The sequence below is a fragment of the Paeniglutamicibacter sp. NPDC012692 genome (assembly GCF_042901625.1).
Lineage (GTDB): Bacteria > Actinomycetota > Actinomycetes > Actinomycetales > Micrococcaceae > Paeniglutamicibacter.
On record NZ_JBIBDE010000005.1, the window covers coordinates 159,945 to 181,465 of the forward strand.

16 protein-coding genes are annotated in these 21,521 nt (G+C 65.5%); 7 read left to right on the forward strand and 9 right to left on the reverse strand.

The features are described 5' to 3' along the window. From ACFY5D_RS16970 to ACFY5D_RS16995, 6 genes are all read right to left on the reverse strand, one after another. Positions 1 to 942, reverse strand: coding sequence for an MBL fold metallo-hydrolase (locus ACFY5D_RS16970; RefSeq protein ID WP_387532466.1), 942 nt, complete (start codon positions 940 to 942; stop codon positions 1 to 3). Beyond that, positions 939 to 1,877 (reverse strand): alpha/beta hydrolase, encoded by a 939-nt coding sequence (locus ACFY5D_RS16975; RefSeq protein WP_387532469.1) that lies wholly within the window; start codon positions 1,875 to 1,877, stop codon positions 939 to 941. Before ACFY5D_RS16975 ends, ACFY5D_RS16970 begins: the two co-directional genes overlap by 4 nt. A 15-nt stretch (positions 1,878 to 1,892) precedes the next feature. Beyond that, entirely contained in the window at positions 1,893 to 3,002 is a 1,110-nt protein-coding gene (locus tag ACFY5D_RS16980) for an FAD-dependent oxidoreductase (protein ID WP_387532472.1), read from the reverse strand. 71 nt (positions 3,003 to 3,073) lie between these two features. Further along, positions 3,074 to 4,030, reverse strand: coding sequence for a phosphotriesterase (locus ACFY5D_RS16985; RefSeq protein WP_387532898.1), 957 nt, complete (start codon positions 4,028 to 4,030; stop codon positions 3,074 to 3,076). A 52-nt stretch (positions 4,031 to 4,082) separates the two neighbouring features. Beyond that, the gene (locus ACFY5D_RS16990) at positions 4,083 to 5,066 is read right to left on the reverse strand and encodes a phosphotriesterase (RefSeq protein WP_387532475.1); all 984 of its coding nucleotides are present in this window, start codon (positions 5,064 to 5,066) and stop codon (positions 4,083 to 4,085) included. A gap of 1,255 nt (positions 5,067 to 6,321) precedes the next feature. Then, positions 6,322 to 7,434 (reverse strand): PLP-dependent cysteine synthase family protein, encoded by a 1,113-nt coding sequence (locus ACFY5D_RS16995; protein ID WP_387532478.1) that lies wholly within the window; start codon positions 7,432 to 7,434, stop codon positions 6,322 to 6,324. 106 nt (positions 7,435 to 7,540) lie between these two features. Here ACFY5D_RS16995 and ACFY5D_RS17000 point away from each other — a divergent pair, with 106 nt between their 5' ends. The 4 genes from ACFY5D_RS17000 (at position 7,541) to ACFY5D_RS17015 (ending at position 10,526) form a co-directional block, all read left to right on the forward strand. Beyond that, positions 7,541 to 8,389: a sulfurtransferase gene (locus ACFY5D_RS17000; RefSeq protein WP_387532481.1), complete on the forward strand. Its 849-nt coding sequence runs from the start codon at positions 7,541 to 7,543 to the stop codon at positions 8,387 to 8,389. Positions 8,390 to 8,585: 196 nt separating this feature from the next. Beyond that, positions 8,586 to 8,852, forward strand: coding sequence for a hypothetical protein (locus tag ACFY5D_RS17005; RefSeq protein ID WP_387532484.1), 267 nt, complete (start codon positions 8,586 to 8,588; stop codon positions 8,850 to 8,852). A gap of 70 nt (positions 8,853 to 8,922) precedes the next feature. Further along, complete coding sequence (locus tag ACFY5D_RS17010; RefSeq protein ID WP_387532901.1) at positions 8,923 to 10,101, forward strand: NAD(P)-dependent alcohol dehydrogenase; 1,179 nt, start codon at positions 8,923 to 8,925, stop codon at positions 10,099 to 10,101. Then, positions 10,098 to 10,526 carry an HIT family protein gene (locus ACFY5D_RS17015; protein ID WP_387532487.1) on the forward strand — a complete coding sequence of 143 codons (429 nt, stop codon included), beginning with the start codon at positions 10,098 to 10,100 and terminating at the stop codon, positions 10,524 to 10,526. The genes ACFY5D_RS17010 and ACFY5D_RS17015 overlap by 4 nt, the downstream gene beginning before the upstream one ends. Positions 10,527 to 10,659: 133 nt before the next feature. Here ACFY5D_RS17015 and hrpA read toward each other — a convergent pair whose 3' ends face one another. Beyond that, positions 10,660 to 14,640, reverse strand: coding sequence for an ATP-dependent RNA helicase HrpA (gene hrpA / locus ACFY5D_RS17020; protein WP_387532490.1), 3,981 nt, complete (start codon positions 14,638 to 14,640; stop codon positions 10,660 to 10,662). Between the two features lie 412 nt (positions 14,641 to 15,052). On the opposite strand from hrpA, the gene ACFY5D_RS17025 reads away from it, so the two are divergent. The 3 genes from ACFY5D_RS17025 to ACFY5D_RS17035 all read left to right on the forward strand — a co-directional run bounded on the left by ACFY5D_RS17025 (position 15,053) and on the right by ACFY5D_RS17035 (position 17,867). After that, positions 15,053 to 16,069, forward strand: a complete 1,017-nt coding sequence (locus ACFY5D_RS17025; RefSeq protein ID WP_387532493.1) for an ABC transporter substrate-binding protein — start codon at positions 15,053 to 15,055, stop codon at positions 16,067 to 16,069. A gap of 93 nt (positions 16,070 to 16,162) precedes the next feature. Then, positions 16,163 to 17,083: an ABC transporter permease gene (locus ACFY5D_RS17030; protein WP_387532495.1), complete on the forward strand. Its 921-nt coding sequence runs from the start codon at positions 16,163 to 16,165 to the stop codon at positions 17,081 to 17,083. Beyond that, positions 17,076 to 17,867: an ABC transporter ATP-binding protein gene (locus ACFY5D_RS17035; RefSeq protein WP_387532498.1), complete on the forward strand. Its 792-nt coding sequence runs from the start codon at positions 17,076 to 17,078 to the stop codon at positions 17,865 to 17,867. The genes ACFY5D_RS17030 and ACFY5D_RS17035 overlap by 8 nt, the downstream gene beginning before the upstream one ends. A 220-nt stretch (positions 17,868 to 18,087) precedes the next feature. Here ACFY5D_RS17035 and cls read toward each other — a convergent pair whose 3' ends face one another. Both cls and ACFY5D_RS17045 read right to left on the reverse strand, forming a co-directional pair. Further along, complete coding sequence (gene cls, locus ACFY5D_RS17040; RefSeq protein WP_387532501.1) at positions 18,088 to 19,596, reverse strand: cardiolipin synthase; 1,509 nt, start codon at positions 19,594 to 19,596, stop codon at positions 18,088 to 18,090. A 91-nt stretch (positions 19,597 to 19,687) separates the two neighbouring features. Then, a complete protein-coding gene (locus ACFY5D_RS17045; protein ID WP_387532504.1) occupies positions 19,688 to 21,154 on the reverse strand; it encodes a carboxylesterase/lipase family protein in 1,467 nt (488 codons plus the stop codon). Positions 21,155 to 21,521: the final 367 nt, after the last annotated feature.

Consider the following 21,521-nt stretch of genomic DNA (forward strand, 5'->3'; position numbering starts at 1 on the left):
CTAGGACTTCTGGGTGAACTGCGTGCGGTGGCCGTGCAGCGTGGTGAAGAACGGGGAAGGCTCGAGCGTGGGATCGCCGGCATAGCCAAGTTCCTGGGCGACCTGCGCGAAGGGCGAGTACGGCGAGTCCGTGTCCCGCAGCCCCGCCTCCAAGCAGGCGCAGGCGGCGTCGCCAACGCGGGCCTCGATCTCCAGGCTCTCCTGCAGGGCTGCCCGGGCCTGCTCCGCGTCAAGCTCGACGCCGTACGGCGTGCCGTCCGTGCGGCGGTAGGGGTGCCCCAGGTAGAGGTGCCGCGGACGGACCTCATCGCGCAGGAACCGGAGGCTTGCGCGGTACGCGGCGGGGTCCACGAATCCGGGGAAGCCGTTGGCCGCGCCGTGGACCTGAACGGCGTCGCCGACGAACACATCGTTCTGCCCGTCGAGGACATAGGCGACCGACCCACGGGTGTGGCCCGGTACCGAGTGAACGGACACCGTGACATCGACTCCGAGGCTGAGGGTTTCGCCGCCGCGCACCAGCAGCGTCGGTTCCATCTCGCCGGCGATGACCGCGTTGCCGGCGGCGGCCACCTTCGCCTCGCCCTCCGGGTCGTTCAGGTACTGCGCTCGACCGGCCAGGTACTCGTCCACGTGGGCGCGTCGCGAGCGCAGCATTGGTGCGTCGGCCTCGTGGATGACCACCTTGGCCTTGCGGCCGGTGAGCTCCCAGAGGGCGCGCGCGCCACCGACGTGGTCGATGTGTCCGTGGGTCAGCAGGATCCACCGGACGTCCTCGATGCGGCGGCCCAGCTTCTCCAGCGCGGGGGCCATGCCCTCGGCGGGCGAGGAGGCGATCCCGGTGTCGACGATGGCCGGTTCCGGCGCGTCGATGAAGAAGCTGTAGAGGCCGAAGCGCCCCCACGGCGACACCAGCGGATGGATCTTCACTTCCTGCGTCAACGTGCACTCCTTCGGCTGCGGTTCAGGAAAGCACCGGTTTCCTGGAAGACCCGGTGGAATTCCGGGATCCAGGAGAAGTTCTGGACGAAGCCGTGGTTGGCCCCCGCATAGCGGCTGAGGGCGACGGGCACGCCTGCCTCTTCGAGGCGTCGGGCGTAGAGTTCGCCCTCGTCCCGCAGGGGGTCGAACTCGGCGGTGATGACCAGCGCCGGCGCAAGGCCGGCCAGGTCCTCGCGCTTGATGGGGGAGACCCGTGGGTCCGCCGGGTCCGCTCCGCTGTCCAAGTAGAAGGAGTTGAAGGGCAAAAGGCCCGCCGTCTCCAACCCGTAGCCGGTCGCGTTCTCCGTCATCGATGCGTAGCGCTCGACTTCGAAGTCCAGGTCCAGCGACGGGTAGAAGAGGATCTGGTGCGTGAGCGCGTCGAATCCGTCATCGTGGGCCCTGGCCGCGACCGCGGCAACGAAGGTGCCGCCGGAGCTGTCGCCCGCGATCGCCAGGTTCTTGCCGTTCCAGCCGGTCGCCGCAGGGTTCTCCGCAACCCAGCGCAGCACCGCGTAGCAGTCGTCCAGGCCGGCGGGGAAGACTGCCTCGGGCGCCAGTCGGTAGCCAACCGAGATGACCTTGTGGCCGGTTTCCTTGGCCAGGTTCCTGGCCACGTGGTCGTGGGTCTCGAGGCTGCCCAGGAAGAACGCGCCGCCGTGGAAGTACACGAGCACGTCGTGGGTTTCCACCTCGGTGGGCGTGTAGACGCGCACCGGGACCTCGCCGCTTGCGGTAGCCAGCGCGAGGTCCTCGACGAGGTGAAGCGGCAGGCGCGCCTCGACCGGGGCCACGTGTGCGGACTCGCCGGCGCGCATCGCGGCGGGATCAAGCGGCGAACCGTCGGGTTCGGGGATGGTTGCCAGGATTTTGGCGATTTCGGGATGGATTGCCATGGTGGGGTTCCTGCCTTACTGGTTGGCCGGGAAGGCGGATTCCACGGCGTCGGCGTGCCAGCCGAGGCGCGAGACGCGCTGGAGCTCGTCCGTGAGCGGTTTGCGGGTGGCCTGGTAGATCGCGAGCGCGTCCTTCACGCTCTCGCCCTGCAGCAATGCCTCGGCTAGGCCGTCGGCATCCATGATCGCCGAGTTGGCGCCCTGGCCCTGGTGGTGGAGCATCGCGTGGGCGGCATCGCCGAGCAGCGCGACGGAGTCGGTGTGCCACGAGTCGACGGGATCGATGTCGAACACCGAACGGCTGGTCACCTGATCCAGGTCAAGTTCCTTGGCGACCTGGACGATGCGCTCGTCGAAGCCCTCGAGGATCTTCACCAGGTACTCGGTGGAGATCTCCGGTGCCCACGAGCCGTCCTCGGACGGGGCGGTGATGTCGTAGGAGAGTTCGTCGCGGTGGCGCAGCGGCAGGTTGTAGGCGATCGTGCCGTTCTCGCCCATGTAGAAGCGCGGGTTGTCATCCGTCACCAGCCCGTGGGCATCCTCGATAGGGATGACGATGCGGTAGGCATGTTCGCCGGAGAATACAGGTTCCTTCTGCGAGAACAGTTGGTAGCGCACCGTCGAGCGGATGCCGTCGGCGCCGATGACGAGGTCGGCCTCGACAACCTCGCCGTTGGCGAAGGTTAGCGTTGCGGTCTCGCCATTGTCAACGATGGTCTCCAGCTTGTGGCCAATGTGCACCATGCCCTCGGGGAGCACACCGAGCAGGGCATCGATGAAGTCGCCGCGGTGGATGATGTGGTTGTGGTTGACCTGCTCGTAGGCGTTCATGAAGGGCCATTCCTCCTGTGCGAGGACGTGTTTGCCGTCCGCGCTGAGGATCTCGAGGTGGTCGCTGGGTGAGCTCACCGCGGCGATCGCATCGTAGATGCCCCACTTGCGGAACAGCTCGACCGACGGCGGGCGCAGCCCGATGCCAGCTCCGACCTGGGCGATGGCCGCTGCCTGCTCATAGACGTGGACGTTTTCGGCGCCGATGTTCTGCAGGGCCTTGGCCAGCGAGGCGCCGCCGTAACCGCCGCCGATGATGGCGATTCGGAGGTTTTTGATGTCTGAAATCTGCATGGTGGATTCTCTTTCGTGGGTCGGGAGGGGAATCCCGTGAAATACGAGGGGTGTTGTGTAAAGCCCGGAAATCAGGGCCGGAGGGTGAGGAATTCGGCCGGGTTCTCGACGAAGATCTTGTTGATCTCGGCTTCGCCCAGGCCCTCGTTGCGCAGGTCCGGGATCAGGTCCTCGAACATGTAGTTCACGGTGTGGCCCTTGACGCCCGGCCAGCCCAAGGGCGAGCAGTTGGCATCGACACCGGCGAGCACCTTGTCGATGTTTCCCGCGTTGAGGAAGCGCATGAAGTGGTCGAGGCGGTCCTGGCGGGGACGGGCCCAGAACGGGGGGTCTTCCAGCTCGGTCTCGTAGCCAAAGGTGTCGAACCCGACCCGGCCGCCCTGCTCGGCGATGTACAGGTCCGGGGTGTTGTCGGCGTTGAATCCGTCGTCGGCGTGGCCGAAGAGCACCCGGTCAAGGGGGAGCCCCTCCTCGGTGAAGATGTCCATGGCCGGCTGCACATCGATGGCCAGATGGGTGAGGATCGGCGCTCCGGTGGCGACGGCGGCGCGGGCCGCCGCGCGGTAGATGCGCTTGTCCAGTTCGGTCATCTTGCCGCCGCGGGAAACTCCGACCTTGATGACACCGGCCTTGGAACCGGTGGCTCCGATTCCGACGGTGATTTCGTGGATGAAGACCTCGGCCAGGTACTCGACGGAGGCGCGGGCGAAGTGTGGAAGTGCGGTGTCGCCGCCGACGAAGCCGGTGCAGGCGATGATGTTCACGCCTGTCTTGGCAGAGAGCGACTTGTAGTAGTCGATGTCGCGGCCGTTGCAGATGCCCGTGGCGTCCACGAAGGTCCCGCCGCCGTATTCGTGGAACTTGCGAAGCTTCGGCACGGTTTCTTCGTAGCGCTGCTCCGGGGTCTTCCACCACTTGGAGTCCAGCTCGGACCCGGGCATGCCGTAGCCGATGTGTTCGTGGATGGCCACGAGGCCCAGTTCTTCGGCCGGGATGGTGCCCAGCACTGTGTTTACCTTTGACAACACGCTCACCTTTTGGAGTTGGAAAGTTTCTTGGGTTCTTTGGCTGCTCGGACGCTTAGCGCAGCGAGAGCAACTCACGCGGGTTCTCGACGAGGATGCGCGCTGCGTCCGCCTCGGAAAGGCCCTGCGACTTCAGGCGGGGCATGAACGTGGACAGGACGTGGCCGAAGGGCACGGTGGTGTCCGGCTGGCCCTTGGCCACGCCGATCGCGTTGCTGGAGAGTAGGATCCGGTCAGCGAAGCCGGCTGCAACGAGCTCCTGGACCAGGGCGGCGCGTTCGGCGTCGTCCAGGTAGGCGGCGTCGTCTTCCGTGCCCACGTGGTCCAGCCCGACGTAGGCGCCGCGGCGGGCCACCTCGAGGGCGGCTCCTTTGGCTTCCTTGCGGTCCAGGGAAGCCACGAGCACCCGGTCGGCCGGAAGATTTTCGTCCAGCACGATGTCTAGGTCGGCCAAGGCGTCGGCGCCGTAGCGGATGGACACAGGGACGCCGGTGTTCAGTGCGGTGCGGGCGGCGCCTCGGAAGAGGCTTTCCTCGGTCGGTGTCATGCCCTCGCGGGCTGCGGTGGTGGTCACGAGCCCGGCGGCGCCGCGGCGCTCAAGGCGCGGGACGACCATGCCATCGGTGACTTCCTGGGTGAAGAGGTCTGCGAACTTCTCGGCCGGCCACGGGGTCGGCGGGTTGGTCTGCGGGGTGAGGAAGTAGCCGCCGAGCATTTCTTCGGGGCCCATGCCGGTGGAGGCCACGATGTGCACGCCGGTGGTGCGGGAGAGCGCCTCGTAGAGTTTCACGTCGCGGCCGTGGAACATTCCGGTGCTGTCGACTATGGTCTGCCCGCCGTTTGCGCGGAAGTCGATCAGCTTCTGGGCGAGGATCTCGAAGATCTCAGCCCGGTCCATGGTGATGTCCGGGGCGAACTGTGCCCCGGGGACCACTGAAAGCAGGGCCTCGTGGATCGCGACCATGCCCAACTCGTGGGAAGGGATGGGGCCAAGGACCGTATTGACGGTCTTGGTGGTGGATGTCGTTGTATCCGTCATTGGCACAACCTTTCGTCAGCGTCACGCTTTTCTTGGCGTCACGCGCTGGGAAGGATCATGCACCGCGACCTCTGGATTGATTCCTCGCCGAACTCGGTGCAGGCGTTGGTAAACGAAGGATGCAGTGCGCAGGGGGAGCGTGATGTCAGCCTGTCGGGCGTAGTTCGACGCCCGCGCATGTGATCTCGATTACCTGTCCACTAGCTTTACACTGTGTCTAGTGAAAGTCAAGGATGACCGGAATCGCGTGGGGTTATGACGGTCGTCTCGGGATTCGGGGTGTGCTCAGAAGCGGGGCATTCTCCTGCCCTGGGGCGGTTTGCCTCTGGTGCAGATGCAGAGGCTCGTTGACGCAGACCGGAAAAGCGGAGTTGGCGGGAAGTTATCGCCAAATGACATAAGGAAGGGACCGCGCCGGCTCAAACGCAGCGGGGGAGTGGTCCTGATTTGTCCGATGGGAGTGACATCGGTTTCGGTGGTCGTTGCGGGCTGAGGGGATTTCCCTGTCTTACTCAGGACCAAGCGCAAGCAACGTCGGCTCGGTGCTCCGCCGCCCGGGTATCGTGAGTTCAATGGCGAATCGTTCGACGTCACCCGGCTCCGAAGTGTCGACCGCTCTGGGCGTGTTCCGGGCCTTGGCCCAAGACGTACTGCTGCGTCGAGGAAAGCGGGTCGTTAGAGGTTTGTGGCGAAGCCACATTTGAACTTTTCGGCTTGTTGCACGGTCTCGCACCACCCCGAGGGGCGGTCGCCGGTCGTCAAGAAGAGCGTCTCGATGACGAGCAACGGTCCACCCCCGATCGCACCGAAAGTCGCAGCTTGTTCCGAAGTTACAGGGGTGTACCGGATGAGGCATCGAGCTCCCCATATGCCACGAGTCTTCTGTCCTTATGCTTGTCGTTTTTCACTGGATCGGGACCCGCCAACAGTCAACCACGGAACGGCGAAAGCCCATGCGATGCCTGCCGTCTGGGCAAAACGCGTGGCCAGGGGAACGTCGATCCAGTCTTATCTGCGAAAACATCATTCCGCCGGCAGTGGCCGGCGGGCGCGCGAACGACCTGTGGTTCGGCACGTTGTTTCTGGGCTCTTGAGAACTTCGTGGGCACCGACAAGGGGTCGGTGACCGGCGTCGCGAACAAGTCGTTGCAGCTGCCTGTGGCATGCTGCGCGCCACGGGTACCTTGGGTGTTGCCGGCTTCTCAGGCCCAGGGCCTGAAAAGCCGTGCGCGGCAGGGCTTGGCTCTGCCGCCTCTTAATCCCAGAGGCCGGTTTCCAGCAGGCGTTCGATTCGTCCGGCGTACGGTGCCGGATCAAGCCCCGCGCCCGCCAGCCAGGATTCGTTGTAGTAGGACGCGGCGTAGCGGTCCCCGTTGTCGCAGAGCAGCGTGACGACCGAGCCGCGCTCGCCCTTGGCGCGCATGTTCGAGATGATCTGCCAGGCCAGCCACAGGTTGGTTCCCGTGGACGGGCCCGCGGACAGGTGTGCGAAATCCTGCAGGTGGCGCATGGCCGCCACGGAGGCGGCATCGGGCACCGTGGCGATGAAGTCGATGACCGAGGGCACGAAGCTCGGCTCGGGCCGCGCCCGGCCGATGCCCTCGATGCGGCTGGCGCGGCCCGTGGCCAGCGCCGGGTCGGTGCCCGCGTCCCAGGCGTGCCAGGCGGGGGAGAAGGCGGAGCCTTCCGGGTCGGCGACGGCCAGCCGGGTGGGGTGGCGGTGGTAGCGCGCGTAGCGGCCGATGGTTGCCGAGGTGCCGCCGGTTCCGGCGCCCACCACGATCCACGACGGGATCGGGTGTTCCTCCATGGCGAGCTGCTCGAAGATCGATTCGGCGATGTTGTTGTTGCCGCGCCAGTCGGTCGCCCGCTCGGCGTAGGTGAACTGGTCCATGTAGTGGCCGTTGGTCTCGGCGGCCAGCTGCTCGGCCACCTGGTAGACCTCTGACGGGTTCTCGACCAGGTGGCAGGTGCCCCCGGTGGCCTCGATCAGCGCGATCTTCTCGCGGCTGGTGCCGGCGGCCATGACGGCGATGAACGGCAGCCCGAGCAGCTTGGCGTAGTACGCCTCGGAGACGGCGGTCGAGCCGCTGGAGGCCTCGACGATCGTGGTTCCCTCGGTGATCCAGCCGTTGACCAGGCCATAGAGGAAGAGCGAGCGGGCCAGCCGGTGCTTGAGGCTTCCGGTGCGGTGCGTCGACTCGTCCTTGAGGTACAGGTCGATGCCCCATGCGCGGGGCAGCTCGAGCTTGTGCAGGTGGGTGTCGGCCGAACGCACGGATTCGGCGTCGATGGTGCGCACCGCCGCATCGACCCATGCGCGGGAGGAGGAGGGCTCGGGCAGCGAAATCAGGGGTGTTTTGTCCACGCTTCCACCCTACCCAAAATCCCCGGCCGGATGGCGCGAATGGACGTCGCGGCACCGGTAGAGTCGTGGTGTCCGCAGGAATTTTCACACGTTCAGGAGATCGTCCATGGCACTGCACCCGCTGATCGAGGCACAGGAATTGCACGCGCTGCTCGCTGCACCGGGCGACGTGGTGCTGCTTGATGTGCGGTGGGCCTTGGGCGACCCGAACGGGCACGCGCACTACCTGGACGGGCACCTGCCCGGGGCGGTGTTCGTGGACCTGCATCACGAGCTCGCGGCGGCACCGACGCCGGAGGCCGGACGCCACCCGTTGCCGACGGCCGAGGCGTTCCATGCCGCCGCGCAACGCTGGGGCATCAATCCCGGCTCGCGGGTCGTCGTCTACGACGCCACGCGTGCGCTTGCGGCGGCCCGCGCGTGGTGGCTGCTGCGCCATGCCGGGTTCGAGAACGTGCGGGTCCTCAACGGCGGGCTGGACGCCTGGACCGGTGCCGGATATCCGCTCGAACGGGGCGAACACACGGCGGCTGCCGGAACGGTGGAGCTGGGCTGGGACCGCCTGCCGACCATCGACATCGATGAGGCCGAGAATTTTCCCGGCGCATTGCTCGACGCGCGCGCCTTCGAACGCTACACCGGTGCCACCGAGCCCATCGACCCCCGCGCGGGCCACATTCCCGGTGCATTGAGCAACCCGACCACCGAAAACCTGGGCGCGGACGGCAGGTTCCTGGACCCGTCGGAGCTGGCCGAACGCTTTGCCGCGTTGGGCGTGCAGGCTTCGGACGGCGAGAAGAGACCCGTGGCGGCCTACTGCGGCTCCGGCGTCACGGCGGCGCACCAGATCCTGGCCCTGGAAACCATCGGCGTCCGGGCCGCGCTTTTCCCGGGCTCCTGGTCGCAGTACTCGGCGGACCCGACGCGCACCCCGGCAACCGGCGAGACCCCGTAGGAGGCGTTCGCCGGCCAACGAATCCTGGTTCCAGATCCCGACCTTCTTGATCGCCGCCCCTCGACCGCCGGAAATGAACAACCCATACGTCAAGTGTTGTTTTGGTGCCGGCATGGCCGGCTTTTGTCCGAGGACGGTCGGTGGGGATAGGCTCGTCCCAGGGGCAGGATCCGGCAGTCGCACGAGGAGCAATCACATGGCCATGCAAACCGGTTCGGTGCGGTCATCGGACAAGGCTCCGGCACTCTGGCCCGCAGTGGCCCTCGGGATTCTCGGTGTTTCAATCTGGCTCGTTTCCGTCAGCGACAACACGTTTCTGCTCTTGCTGCCGTTGGGTATCGCGGTGCTTTCGGCCAAGCGGGTGCGGGCCAACAAGTGGTACCTGCTGCCCCTGGTTCCATGCGCGCTCTTCGTTCTTTGGATGGCGTTGTCGATGACCGCCATGTGGACGGCCCGGGGATAGTGGCTCGTGATTCGTTTCGGTCGGCGTCGCGCGCTGGCACCCGTGACCGCTAAGGAGTAGGTTCGTGAGCATGATTGGTCGCCCGGTACCCCCGCCACATAATGCAGCTCAACGCATCAAGGACCGCGCCGAGGCGCTCGCCAAGCAGGCCAAGCCAGCGAAGAGTTCCGCGGCAACCGGCCCGACGAAGGTGCGGGCGCTTGGCATCGTTGAGGAACACGGACCGCTCACCGAGTTGGAGATCGAGCGACGGCAACCCGGTGCCCGCGACGTGGTCATCGATCTGGAGTACTGCGGCCTGTGCCACAGCGATGTCCACGCCGGACGCGGCGAGTGGGGCACCAAGAAGCTGCCGCTTGTCACGGGACACGAGATGGTCGGCATCGTCCGCGAGGTCGGCGGGCAGGTGCAGGACCTGGTGGTCGGGTCACGCGTGGGCGTGGGTTGCCTGGTGGATTCCTGCGGGGACTGCGAAGCCTGCCTTGCGGGACTCGAACAGTTCTGCCGACGCGGCGTGGGCACCTACGGGTCCACCGACCCGAAGACCGGCGAATACACGCAGGGTGGTTACTCGCAGAGCATCGTGGTGGACCGCGATTTCGTGCTGCGAATCCCCGATGCGCTGGACCCGGCCTCCGCGGCTCCGCTGCTCTGCGCCGGCATCACCAGCTACTCGCCGCTGCGCCACCACAAGGTCGGGCCCGGCAGCAAGGTCGGCGTGCTGGGTCTGGGCGGGCTCGGGCACATGGCGGTGAAACTGGCCGTGGCCATGGGCGCGAGCGTCACGGTGTTCACGCGCAGCGAGGATAAGCGCGAATCCGCGCTGGCGCTGGGTGCTGAAACCGTTGCCAACACCTCCGACGCGGACCAGATGAAGGCGGCCGACGACTCGCTGAACCTGGTCATCGACACGGTCGCCGCGCCGCACGACATCGGCGTGTACCTGGGGACGCTCAAGCGCGACGGGGCGCTGGTGCAGCTTTCGCTCCCGGCCGAGCCCATGCCGGCCTTCGACATCCGGCCGCTGCTCTTCAAGCGCCTGAGCTACACCGGATCGCCCATCGGGTCTATCGCCGAAGCGCAGGAAATGCTGGACTTCTGTGCCGAGCACGGCATTTCCGCCGACATCGAACTCACCGACGCAAACCACATCAACGAGGCCTGGGACCGCATGGTCGCCTCCGACGTGAAATACAGATTTGTCCTAGATATCGCCACACTCGGCGAGACAGCCAAGGAGGGTGCATGAGCACACTGTTCACCAAGATCATCAACGGGGAAATCCCGGGCCGCTTCGTCTGGAAGGACGAACGTGCCGTTGCGTTCCTGACCATCGGGCCGATCACTCACGGCCACACCCTGGTGGTTCCGCGGGAGGAAATCGACAGATGGACAGAGGCTCCCGCCGAGCTGATGAACCACCTCACCGACGTCGCTGGCAAGATCGGCCGCGCCCAGGTGCGCGCCTTCGGTGCCGAGCGCGCAGGGCTGATGATCGCGGGCTTCGAGGTTCCGCACCTGCACCTGCACGTGTGGCCGACGAACTCGCTGGCGGACTTCGACCTGGCCCGCGCAGATGCGAACCCGAACCCGGCCACGATGGACCTGAACGCCGAGAAGCTGCGCGCAGCCCTGCGCGAGGACGGCCACGGGGATTCGGTTCCGGCCAGCTAACAGCGGCAACAGCAAGAGGTTTCGAGCCGCAACAGGCTCATAAAAAGGTAGCCTCCGGGCGGATTTCGATGATCCGTTCGAAGGCTGCCTTTTTGCTGCTCTTTGCCGTGCCTGACGGCCACGGCAAGGGACGCTATCGCGCCGCGGCCAAGCCTTCCTTGATGGCGGTGCGGATCCGCTTTTCGGATACCGAATACGCGGTGCCCAGCTCCTGGGCGAACAGCGAAACGCGGAATTCCTCCAGCATCCACTTCACCGAGGCGAGCAGCGGGGGAGTGCGCATGCCGGGAACCAGCATCTCCAGCGCCGCGTCGTATTCGTCTTCAAGTGCCTGGATGCTCAGGGTCGCGGCGTTGTCGCGGGTGACGTTGCCGGCCTTCAACTTTTCCAGACGCTTTTCGATCGCGGTGATGTAGCGCGGCAGCTGGGCCAGCTGGGCGTAGCCGGTGGCCGCCACGAAGCCGGGGTAGACCAGCTGGGAGAGCTGGGTCTTCACGTCATTGAGCGCGTTGATCAGCGCCAGCGAGGAGGCCGACTTGATCTCCTGGTTGATGCGCCGGGTGCCCGAAAGCACCTTTTCGACGATGGCCGTCACGGCGAAGACCGTGTCGATCAATTCGGCGCGCACCCTCTCATAGAGCGCATCGAAGTCGGCCTTGTTGAAGGGCAGCGCCTCCGGCACCAGCCTGTCCACCGCGGCCATGGTGCAATCCTGGATCAGCGAATCGACGCTGCCGTGCGGGTTCTGCGTGAACACCAGCTTTTCCCTGTTGTTCAGGTGGTCGAGCACGTACCTGGACGGGGAGGGCACCTTGAGCAGCAGCAGGCGGATCACGCCGGTGCGGTGGGCCGCCAGCTGCTCGGCCTCGTTGCGGAACACCGTGAGCCGGATGCTGGTCTTGTCATCGAGCAGGGCCGGGTAGGCGGTGACCTGTTGGCCCGCGACCTCCGAGACGACCTTGGGCGTGATGGTGCCGTTGAGGCCCAGCTGGTTGTCCCAGTCGGTGAGCCCCTTGCGTTCCCACACCGTGGTGGCCACGGCGCCGGACTTGCCGGACTGCGACTTGGCCGCGGGGGAGCTCTTCGCGTTTCGTCCCGCGGGTGCCTTGCCGTCCCCGGCGCCGGCCTGCTTGCCCGAGGGCATCGAGGCGCCCGGCTTCACGCCGAGCGAGCGGGCGAGGGCCGAGCGGTTGGCCGCGGCAAGGGTCTGCTGCAGCGTCGCCAGGTCCTTGGACTCGTCGAGGATCTTCGCATCGGAATCGATGACCTGGAAGGAGAACTTCAGGTGCTCCGGCAGGGCATCCCAGTTCCAGGAGCCCGGCGGGATCACCACGCCCTTGAGCCTGCGCAGCACCAGTTCCAGCGACGCGGCAAGGTCGTCGGTCTCCGGGTTGAAGTCCTTTTCCAGCGCGGCGACGGCAAGGCGTGCCACGTCGGGAGCCGGCACGAAGTTCTTGCGGATCGCCTTGGGCAGCGACTTGATCAGCGCGGTCACCAGTTCCACGCGCAGGCCGGGGATGAGCCAGCGGAAACGCACGGGATCGAGCTGGTTCAGGAAGAGCACCGGCACGCGCACGGAGACGCCGTCGGATTCCCCGGCCTTGGCCGCCGGATTGTACTCGTAGACCAGGTCCAGGTCCAGGGTGCCGTGGCGCCAGGTGCGGGGGAACGCGGTCTCGTCGAGTTCGTTGGCGTCGGCGAGCAGCAGTGCCTCGGGGTCGAAGTCCAGCAGCGTCGGGTTCTCGTGGCGGGCGGTCTTCCACCAGCGGTCGAAGTGCCGTTCGGAGACCACGTTGGGGCCCAGCCGCTTGTCGTAGAACTCGAAGAGGTCCTCGTCGCTCACGCGCAGGTCGCGGCGGCGCATGCGGGTCTCGAGTTCCTCGATGTCCTCAAGCACGCGGCGGTTGCGGGCGAAGAACTTGTGGTGGGTCTTCCAGTCGCCCTCCACCAGAGCGTGGCGGATGAACAGCTCGCGGCAGAGTTCGGGGTCGACCCGCGAGTACTGGATGCGGCGGCGCGGGACGATGGGCAGGCCGAAGAGCGTGACCTTTTCGTACCCCATGACGGCGCCGGAGTTCCGCGACCAGTGCGGTTCCGAGTAGCTGCGCTTGAGCAGGTCCCCGGCGACCTCCTCGACCCACTTGGGGTCCAGGCGGGCGGCGGTGCGGGCCCAGAGCCTGGAGGTTTCCACCAGCTCGGCCGCCATGACCCATTCGGTCGACTTCTTGAACAAGGCCGAGCCGGGGAAGACGGAGAAACGGGTGCCGCGGGCGCCGACGTATTCGCGCTTGCGCTCGTCCCAGGAGCCCACGTGGCTCAGCAGGCCGGAGAGCAGGGAAATGTGGATGGCGTCCTCGTGGCCGGCGGGGTCGACGGGCTCGGGGGAGAGCGTGATGCCCAGCGGCTTGGCCAGCTGGCGCAGCTGGGCAAACAGGTCCTGCCATTCGCGCACGCGCAGGTAGTTGATGTACTCGTTCTTGCACAGGCGCCGGAAGGCGGAGGAGGAGAGCTCCTTCTGCTGTTCCTGCAGGTAGCGCCAGAGGTTCAGCAGGGAGGAGAAGTCGGACTTGTCGTCCACGAAGCGCTTGTGCAGTTCCTGGGCGCGTTCGCGCTTGCCGGTTTCCTCGCTGGGGCGCTCGCGCGGGTCCTGGATGCTCAGCGCCGCGGCCAGCACCATGACCTCCTTGGCGCAGCCGCGCTGGCCGGACTCGACGATCATGCGGCCCAGCCGGACGTCGACCGGCAGCTGGGCCAGGTGCTTGCCCACCTCGGTGACCGTGGCGTCGGTGCCGGTGTTCAGGGCGCCGAGCTCGCGCAGCAGGGAGACGCCGTCGGCGATCGACTTGGAATCCGGCGGCTGGACAAAGGGGAAGTCGGCGACGTCGCGGGCGGTGCGCACCACGCCCATGGAGCTCATCTGCAAGATGACGGCGGCGAGGTTGGTGCGCAGGATTTCCGGGTCGGTGAACTCGGGGCGCGACTCGAAGTCCTCCTCGGAGTACAGGCGGATGGCGATGCCGTCGGAGACGCGGCCGCAGCGGCCCGAGCGCTGGTTGGCGCTGGCCTGGGACACGCGTTCGATGGGCAGGCGCTGGACCTTGGTGCGGTGCGAGTAGCGCGAGATGCGGGCGGTGCCGGTGTCGATTACGTACTTGATGCCCGGCACCGTCAGCGAGGTCTCGGCGACGTTGGTGGCCAGCACGATGCGCCGCGCGGAACCGGGGTGGAAGACCCGGTGCTGCTCGGCCAGCGAGAGCCGGGCGAACAGCGGCAGGATCTCGGTGCCGGAGAGCCGCTTGTTGGTTTGCACGCGGGCGCGCAGGGCGTCGGCGGCGTCGCGGATTTCCCGTTCGCCGGAGAAGAAGATCAGGATGTCGCCCGGGGCTTCCTTGGCGAGCTCGTCGACCGCGTCGCAGATGGCGTCCAACGGGTCGCGGTCCTCGACCTGGGCGTCCGGATCCAGTTCGTCCTCGTCCATGCCGTCGGCCGGGTTCAGCGGCCGGTAGCGCAGCTCCACGGGGAAGGTGCGCCCGGAAACCTCGATGATGGGAGCCCCCACCGGCTCCGCGCCGTCGACGCCGGGGGCGGCGAAGTGCTCGGAGAAGCGCTCCGGGTCGATGGTCGCGGAGGTGATCACGATCTTCAGGTCGGGACGCTTGGGCAGGATGCGGCGCAGGTAGCCGAGCAGGAAGTCGATGTTCAGGCTGCGCTCGTGGGCCTCGTCGATGATGATGGCGTTGTACTTCTTGAGCAGCTTGTCGCGCTGGATCTCGGCCAGCAGGATGCCATCGGTCATCACCTTGACCTTGGTGTTGCGCGAGGTCTCGCCGGTGAACCGCACGTGGAAGCCGACCTCGTCGCCGATGGTCGTGCCGAGTTCCTCGGCGATGCGCTCGGCCACGGTGCGCGCGGCAAGGCGGCGCGGCTGGGTGTGGCCGATCATGCCCTTTTCGCCCAAGCCGAGCTCGAGCAGCATCTTGGGCAACTGGGTGGTCTTGCCCGATCCGGTCTCGCCGGCCACGATGACCACTTGGTGGTCCTTGATCGCCGACATGATGTCTTCACGACGTGCGGAAACGGGCAGTGCTTCGGGATAGGAAATCGTCAGAGCCATGGTCTCTCCAGTCTAGGCCAGCCCCGGGACCCTCCCCGTTCCGGCTCACCTGCAGCGCCCGCGCCGACGGAAAAACGTGCCGGAACGGCATGTGGCTTGCGGTTTTCTTGTCGAGTGGCGTAAATCATGGCGAAATTCCCGAGTATCCGTCTGAAAGTTGGAGCGGTGAGATACAAAATGTCCGATTTGCCCGCCCTTCGATCGTACTTTTTATCAGTAGGTCGATTCTCAAGATCAATTCGTCTTGTATTTCATGGTTGATGGAAGAAATGTGAGTTGATTCACATGTAGTATCTAGGTGATTCATGAGGAGAACTTCCGGCCGTAGGCAGGGACGTACGAATCCTGAACGGGCCCCGACGCGGCAACTGTCGAAGACCGGGCATGACTCGCATGTCGTGAAAGGAAAAACATGAAACTCTTCAAGTCCGCCCAGATCGCTGCCGGCCTCGCCGCCACCGCCTTGGTGCTCTCCGCCTGTGGCGGTTCCACCCCGGCGCCGGGCGCCTCCGGTTCGGCCCCGGCCGCCGAAGGACCGGTTGTCATCGGCATCGGCCAGTACGTTTCCCACCCGTCCCTCGACGCCGTTGTCACGGGATTCAAGAAGGGAATGGCGGACGCCGGCTACACCGGCGACGACAAGGTGAAGTACGACTTCGCCAACGCCCAGGCCGACCAGGCCAACAACACCGCCATGATCGGCAAGTTCGCCGCCGACAAGGACATGGACCTCGTGCTTGCCGTCGCCACGCCGACCGCCCAGGCCGCGGCCCAGGCCATCACCACCATTCCGGTGCTCTTCTCGGCAGTGACCGACCCGCTGGCAGCCAAGCTCGTCAAGAGCCTGGAAGCCCCGGGCGGCAACGTCACCGGCACCTCGGACAAGAACCCGGTCAAGGAGCAGCTCGAACTGCTCAAGAAGATCAAGCCGGAAGCCAAGACCGTCGGCATCGTCTACTCCTCGGGTGAAGTCAACTCGCAGGTACAGGTCGAGTGGGCCAAGGAAGCCGGCGCAGAGCTCGGCCTGACCATCGAAGCGAAGGCCATCTCGGCTTCCTCCGAGGTCCAGCAGGCAGCTGCCGGCCTGAACGTCGACGCTTTCTACGTTCCGACCGACAACGCCGTTGTTTCGGCACTCGAGGGCCTGCTGCAGGTCTCCCAGGACAAGAAGATCCCGGTCATCTCCGCAGACGGCGAGTCCGTCAAGCGCGGCGCAACCGCCACCTACGGCCTGAACTACGAGAAGCTCGGCGAGCAGACCGCTGCCATGGCCGTGAAGCTGCTCAAGGGCGAGGCAAAGCCGGAAACCATGCCGGTTGAGACCATCACCAAGGTCGAGCTGTACGTCAACACCGCCGCCGCGGAAAAGATCGGCCTGACCTTCCCGGCCGACCTGCTCTCCGAGGCAGTCGAGACCTACACCAAGTAATCCCGACCGGATTTTCGGTCTTCAGGTGGCCGGTCGGTCAACACCGACCGGCCACCGACATTAACCCAACACTCGAAACGCAAGGATCCACCCATGATCACCGCGGTTGAACTAGGCCTGATCTACGCGATCATGGCACTCGGGGTCTACTTGACCTTCCGCATTCTCGACTTCCCGGACCTGACGGTCGACGGAAGCTTCACCTCGGGCGCGGCTGTCGCCTCCATCTCGATCGTCAATGGCGTCAACCCGTACATTGCCACGATCCTCGCCTTCTTCGTCGGCTCACTCGCCGGCGTTGTCACGGGTCTGCTCCACACCAAGGGCAAGATCGATGGCCTGCTTGCAGGTATCTTGACGATGATTGCCCTCTACTCGATCAACCTGCGCATCATGGGCAAGGCCAACACCCCGCTGCTGGGCGAAACAACCGTCATGTCGTTCCTGCGCGAAAACAAGCTGCTCGGAACCCCGACCTCGATCGGCCTCATGTTCCTCGGCTGCATGGTCGTCGTCGGATTGATCGTCTGGTTCCTGCGCACCGACGTCGGACTGGCCATGCGCGCCACCGGCGACAACGAGGAAATGATCCGTTCCTTCGGCGTCAGCACCGACAACCAGAAGATCCTGGGCCTGGCCATCTCCAACGGCTTCGTCGGCCTCGCCGGCGCGCTCATCGCCCAGTACCAGGGCTTCGCCGACATCGGCATGGGCATCGGCGTCATCCTGATCGGCCTGGCCTCGGTCATCGTCGGCCAGGCGATCTTCGGCCAGAAGGCCATCTGGATTGCCTGCATCGCCGTGGTCTTCGGCTCGGTCATCTACCGCCTGGTCATCCAGCTGGCACTGAACGCCGGCCTGGAGGTCAACGACATGAAACTGATCTCCGCCATACTGGTCGTCGTCGCGCTGATCCTGCCACAATGGAAGGGCTTTTCGAAGTTCGCCAACCGCATCCGCATCAACGGAAAAGCAGTTGCTCCAAAGGAAGACGCGGTGAAGACCAATGCTTGAGATCCAGAACATCAACAAGACGTTCTTCCCCGGCACCGTCAATGAGCGCAAGGCCCTGCGCGATGTGAACCTCACGCTCAACGACGCCGAATTCGTCACGGTCATCGGTTCCAACGGTGCCGGCAAGTCGACGATCCTGAACATGGTCGGCGGCAAGCTGCGCCCGGACACCGGAAGCGTGAGCATCGCCGGCAAGGACGTCACCAGGCTTCCCGACTACGCGCGCGCCAAGTACATCGGACGGGTCTTCCAGGACCCGATGGCCGGCACCGCCCCGAACATGTCGATCGAGGAGAACATGTCGCTGGCCCTGGGCCGCGGCAAGTTCCGCGGCCTGAACATGGGCGTGAACAAGGGCAAGCGCGAGCTGTTCATCGAGGAACTGAAGTCCCTCGAGCTCGGGTTGGAAAAGCGGCTCAAGTCCAAGGTGGGCTTGCTCTCCGGCGGCCAGCGCCAGGCATTGAGCCTGCTCATGGCCACCTTCTCCGGACCGAAGATCCTGCTGCTCGACGAGCACACCGCGGCGCTTGACCCGCAGCGTGCAGCCCTGGTGGCCCGCCTGACCGAGGAAATCGTCGAGCGCCACAAGCTCACCACGCTGATGGTCACGCACAACATGGAACAGGCGTTGCGCCTGGGCACCCGCTTGATCATGATGCACGACGGCCAGATCATCCTCGACCTGGACTCGGAGCAGAAGGCCAAGATGACGGTTCCCGACCTGCTGCACGAGTTCGAGAAGATCAAGGGCGCACAGCTCGACGACCGGACGCTGCTTCAGTAGTTCCGGGCCGATCCGCAAGGCATAAGAACGCAGGACATCAACGACGAAGGAGCCGCACCCACAAGGTGCGGCTCCTTCGTCGTCCGTGCGTCCCGGAGGATCCGGGACGGTGCTGCCACCCGGCGAGTCGATTGCGCGGCGACACGATGCTGCGCAAGCATTCAGGCCCGGGGGAGGACCGCGGCCGCGCCCCGTCCTTCGCCGTTTCGGGGAGGAGGGGCTACTGCAGCGCCGACGTGAGCCGGGCGATGTTGTCCAGCACCGTGGAACGCAGCGGCTGCTTGAGCCATTCCTCGAGGGTCAGCAGCCGGCTGATGTCCCGGTAGTGGTCTTCGACCTCGCGCATCTGGTGCACGAAGTCGACGTCTCGGACCAGCATCGAGACTTCCATGTTCAGGCCGAACGAGCGCATGTCCATGTTGCTTGACCCGATCAGGGCCACGTCGTCGTCGATCGTGAAGTGCTTGGAATGCAGGATGTACGGCGCCGGGTACAGGTAGATGCGCACCCCGCCGCGCAACAGCTCCTCGTAGTACGAGCGCTGTGCGTGGTAGACCAGCGCCTGGTCGCCGATCTCGGAGACAAACAGGTCGACCGGCACGCCGCGGGCCACCGCGGAGGTGATCGCATACATCAGCGCCTCGTCGGGCACGAAGTACGGGGAAGTGATGACCACGCGCTGCTGCGCGGAATGGATCATGCCCAGGAACAGGCGGAGGTTGTTCTCGCGCTCGAACCCGGGGCCCGAGGGGACCACCTGGGTGAGCATGCTGCCCTGGTCCTCCCGGTGGTCGATGAGCGACCCGCCGAGCCGGCTCAGCGAGTCGCCCGCGGCGACGAGTTCTGCGCGGCGCACGCTTTCGGTGAGCACCTCCCCGGTTTCCGAGTACCAGTCGGAGATGAACACCGCGTCCAGTGCGGCGACGCCGGGCCCTCGGAGTTCGAGGACCAGTTCCTGCCACTTGAGGCCGCGCTGGATGTTCTTCTTCACGTTGTAGTCGCGCGAGATCATGTTCAGCGATCCCATGTAGCCAACGGTGCCGTCGACGACGAGGATCTTGCGGTGGTTGCGCAGGTCCGGGCGCTGGAACTTGCCCTCCAGGGGGAGCAGCGGAAGCATGAGGGCCCACTGGGCGCCCATGCTGTCCAGACGGTCCTTGGTCTCCTTGTAGAACGGCTTGCCGCGGCAGGCCCAGTGGTCGAAGAGGACGTTGACCCGCACGCCGCGTGCCACGGCGCGTTCGAGCGCATCGAAGAACGGCGCCGTGGTTGCGTCGAGGCTGAAGATGTAGAACTGGACATGGACGTAGTCGGTGGCCCCGTCCACGGCCTCGGCCATGACCGCGATGGTGTCCTCGTAGTCTTCCAGCAGGCGTCCGCTGCTTCCGTGCGTCAGGGGGAGTCCGCCGTACTTCGAGTTCATTTCGGCCAGGGAGTTGAACCAAGCCGGGTTTCCCGAGAGGTCCTGGTTGCGGCGTTCCTCGATGGATACGGCACGCATGAAGGCGTTGATTTCGTCCTGGATCTCGCGGCGCTTGCGGGGGAGCTTGGGACTTCCGATCAAGAGGAAGAAGATCACCCCGACGTAGGGGATCAGGAAGATGGCCAACAGCCAAGCCATGCCGGAGGTCGGACGGCGGTTGCGCGGCACGAAAATGATTGCCAACACGCGAATCGTGATGTCAATGACGACAAGCGTAATGGCCCACCACAGGGCGTTGTTGAACATTCGTGCTTCTTTCCCCTACTGAGAACCATGATCCTAGGGTTCACGCTAGCCGATGGGGAAGGGTTTTTGGGGACAACCCCGGAAAACACGGCTAGCCGAGGGCCTCGCATTCGTCGTCACGCGGGGAGAAGATCACCGGGTTCTTCTTGCCGTCAAAGGTCTTCACGGGTCGGCTGAAGTCCCAGGAAGGCCATCCGGGATCGCCCATGGTTGCAAAGCAGACCCATGCCTCGTGCACGGCGCTGGCCAGGGAATGGGGTGCGGAGTTGCCGACCAAGCCAATGGAATCGGGCAACGCGATGTTGTCGAAGACAAATGGCAGCTCCACGCCATGGGCCGCGCCAAGCTCCTCGACCGGGCTCTTCCACGCGAATTCGTAAACGTGGGTTTGTGCCCTGGCGTGGTAGCGGGCATCGGCAACCTTGCTCATCGGCACCCGAAGCAGTTTGTCCGTCAGCAGCGCACCGAGGATCTCGCCGGGGGTCGCACCGGGGCGGTTCCGCCGGAACACTTTCAACGCGGAACGCGGAATGCCGGCCTTCCGCCGGGCCAGAGCCAGGTAGATTCCGTTGATCTTGGCGCCCAATCCCGTGGGGACCAGCCACAGCCGGGCTTCCTCGGTGGTGGTTCCGATCAGAAGCGGGACGTTGCTGCCCTCACCCTCAATCAGCGCGGACATCGGATCAACGGGAACCAACTCCGGCTCGATGGACAAGGCGAATTGCGGCCCGCCGGACAGTGCGGTGGCCCCGGAAAGCACTCTGGCCTGCGAAGCAACCAGTTCGGTCGGGGACTTCGCCATGAAATCCTCACGGACGTCCTGGATTCCAAGGTCCTGGGCAATGCGCTGGGAAATCCGCCGGGCCTTCGCCACGGGCTGCGCGCTCAGCGGGGCACTTTGGATGATCGCCCGGGCCATCAGGCTATTGGCCCGGGGATGGGCCAGCAACGCTGCGAGGGTATTGCCGCCGGCGGATTGCCCGCACGCAGTGACCTGAGCCGGATCCCCGCCAAATGCGGAGATGTTGGCCTTCACCCATTCAAGGGCCGCGATCTGGTCGGCAAGCCCAAGGTTCAACGGTGCATCCTCAAGCACCGAAAACCCTTCGGCGCCGAGACGGTAGTTCACCGAAACGAAAACGATCGCATCGCGCGCAAAGGCGCTCCCGTCGTACCCGGGGAGCGCATTGGAACCGTGGCTCAGGGATCCGCCGTGGAACCAGACCATGACCGGGCGCAAGGTGTCGCTGCGGCGAGCCGGGGCAAAGATGTTCACGTTCAGGTACTCGTCCCCCGGAATGAGAACCGTGGGCAGGAGTCGCCCCAGGGGGCCCTCATAGGCAACCTGCGGTGCCGTGGGCCCGTGGCTGATCGCGGGACGGGGCTCGGTCCAACGCTGCGGCAGGGCCGGCAGCGCAAAGCGAAGCTCCCCGACCGGCGCTGCGGCATAGGGGATGCCCAGGAAACGCTCGATCCCGCCAGCCAGGATTCCCTCGACCGGACCGGAAAGCGTTCGCCTGATCACCGGGACAACTTGCTGTTGATCGCTGACGCTCATGAGCTTCCCCTCCCACTTGTTTGCGTGGCCAGTCCCAAGACCAGATTAGCGGTGCAAGGTGGACATTGGCAGGGGGTTGTTTGCGACGGATTCCCCCAAGTCAGGAGAACGGGGTTTCACGGACCCGGCATGGGCTTTGCGGCCTTCCGGCATGATCGCGGGTGTGCTCCGCAATGCTGGGGTAATCCCTCGTGCCTCGTGCACGTACGGGTGGTTCGGCGGTTGGAGGGGACGGTCGGCTCGCCATGGAAGGGGAAGGGGGCCGGAAGCCATTGGCTGCGCTCGCCGGGCGCTCGATCTCCGTGTGATTCGCGGCGACCCTCCCGGATGCCCGGCTCCTCCAGTTCCGGGGTGGCCCTGGCACGCA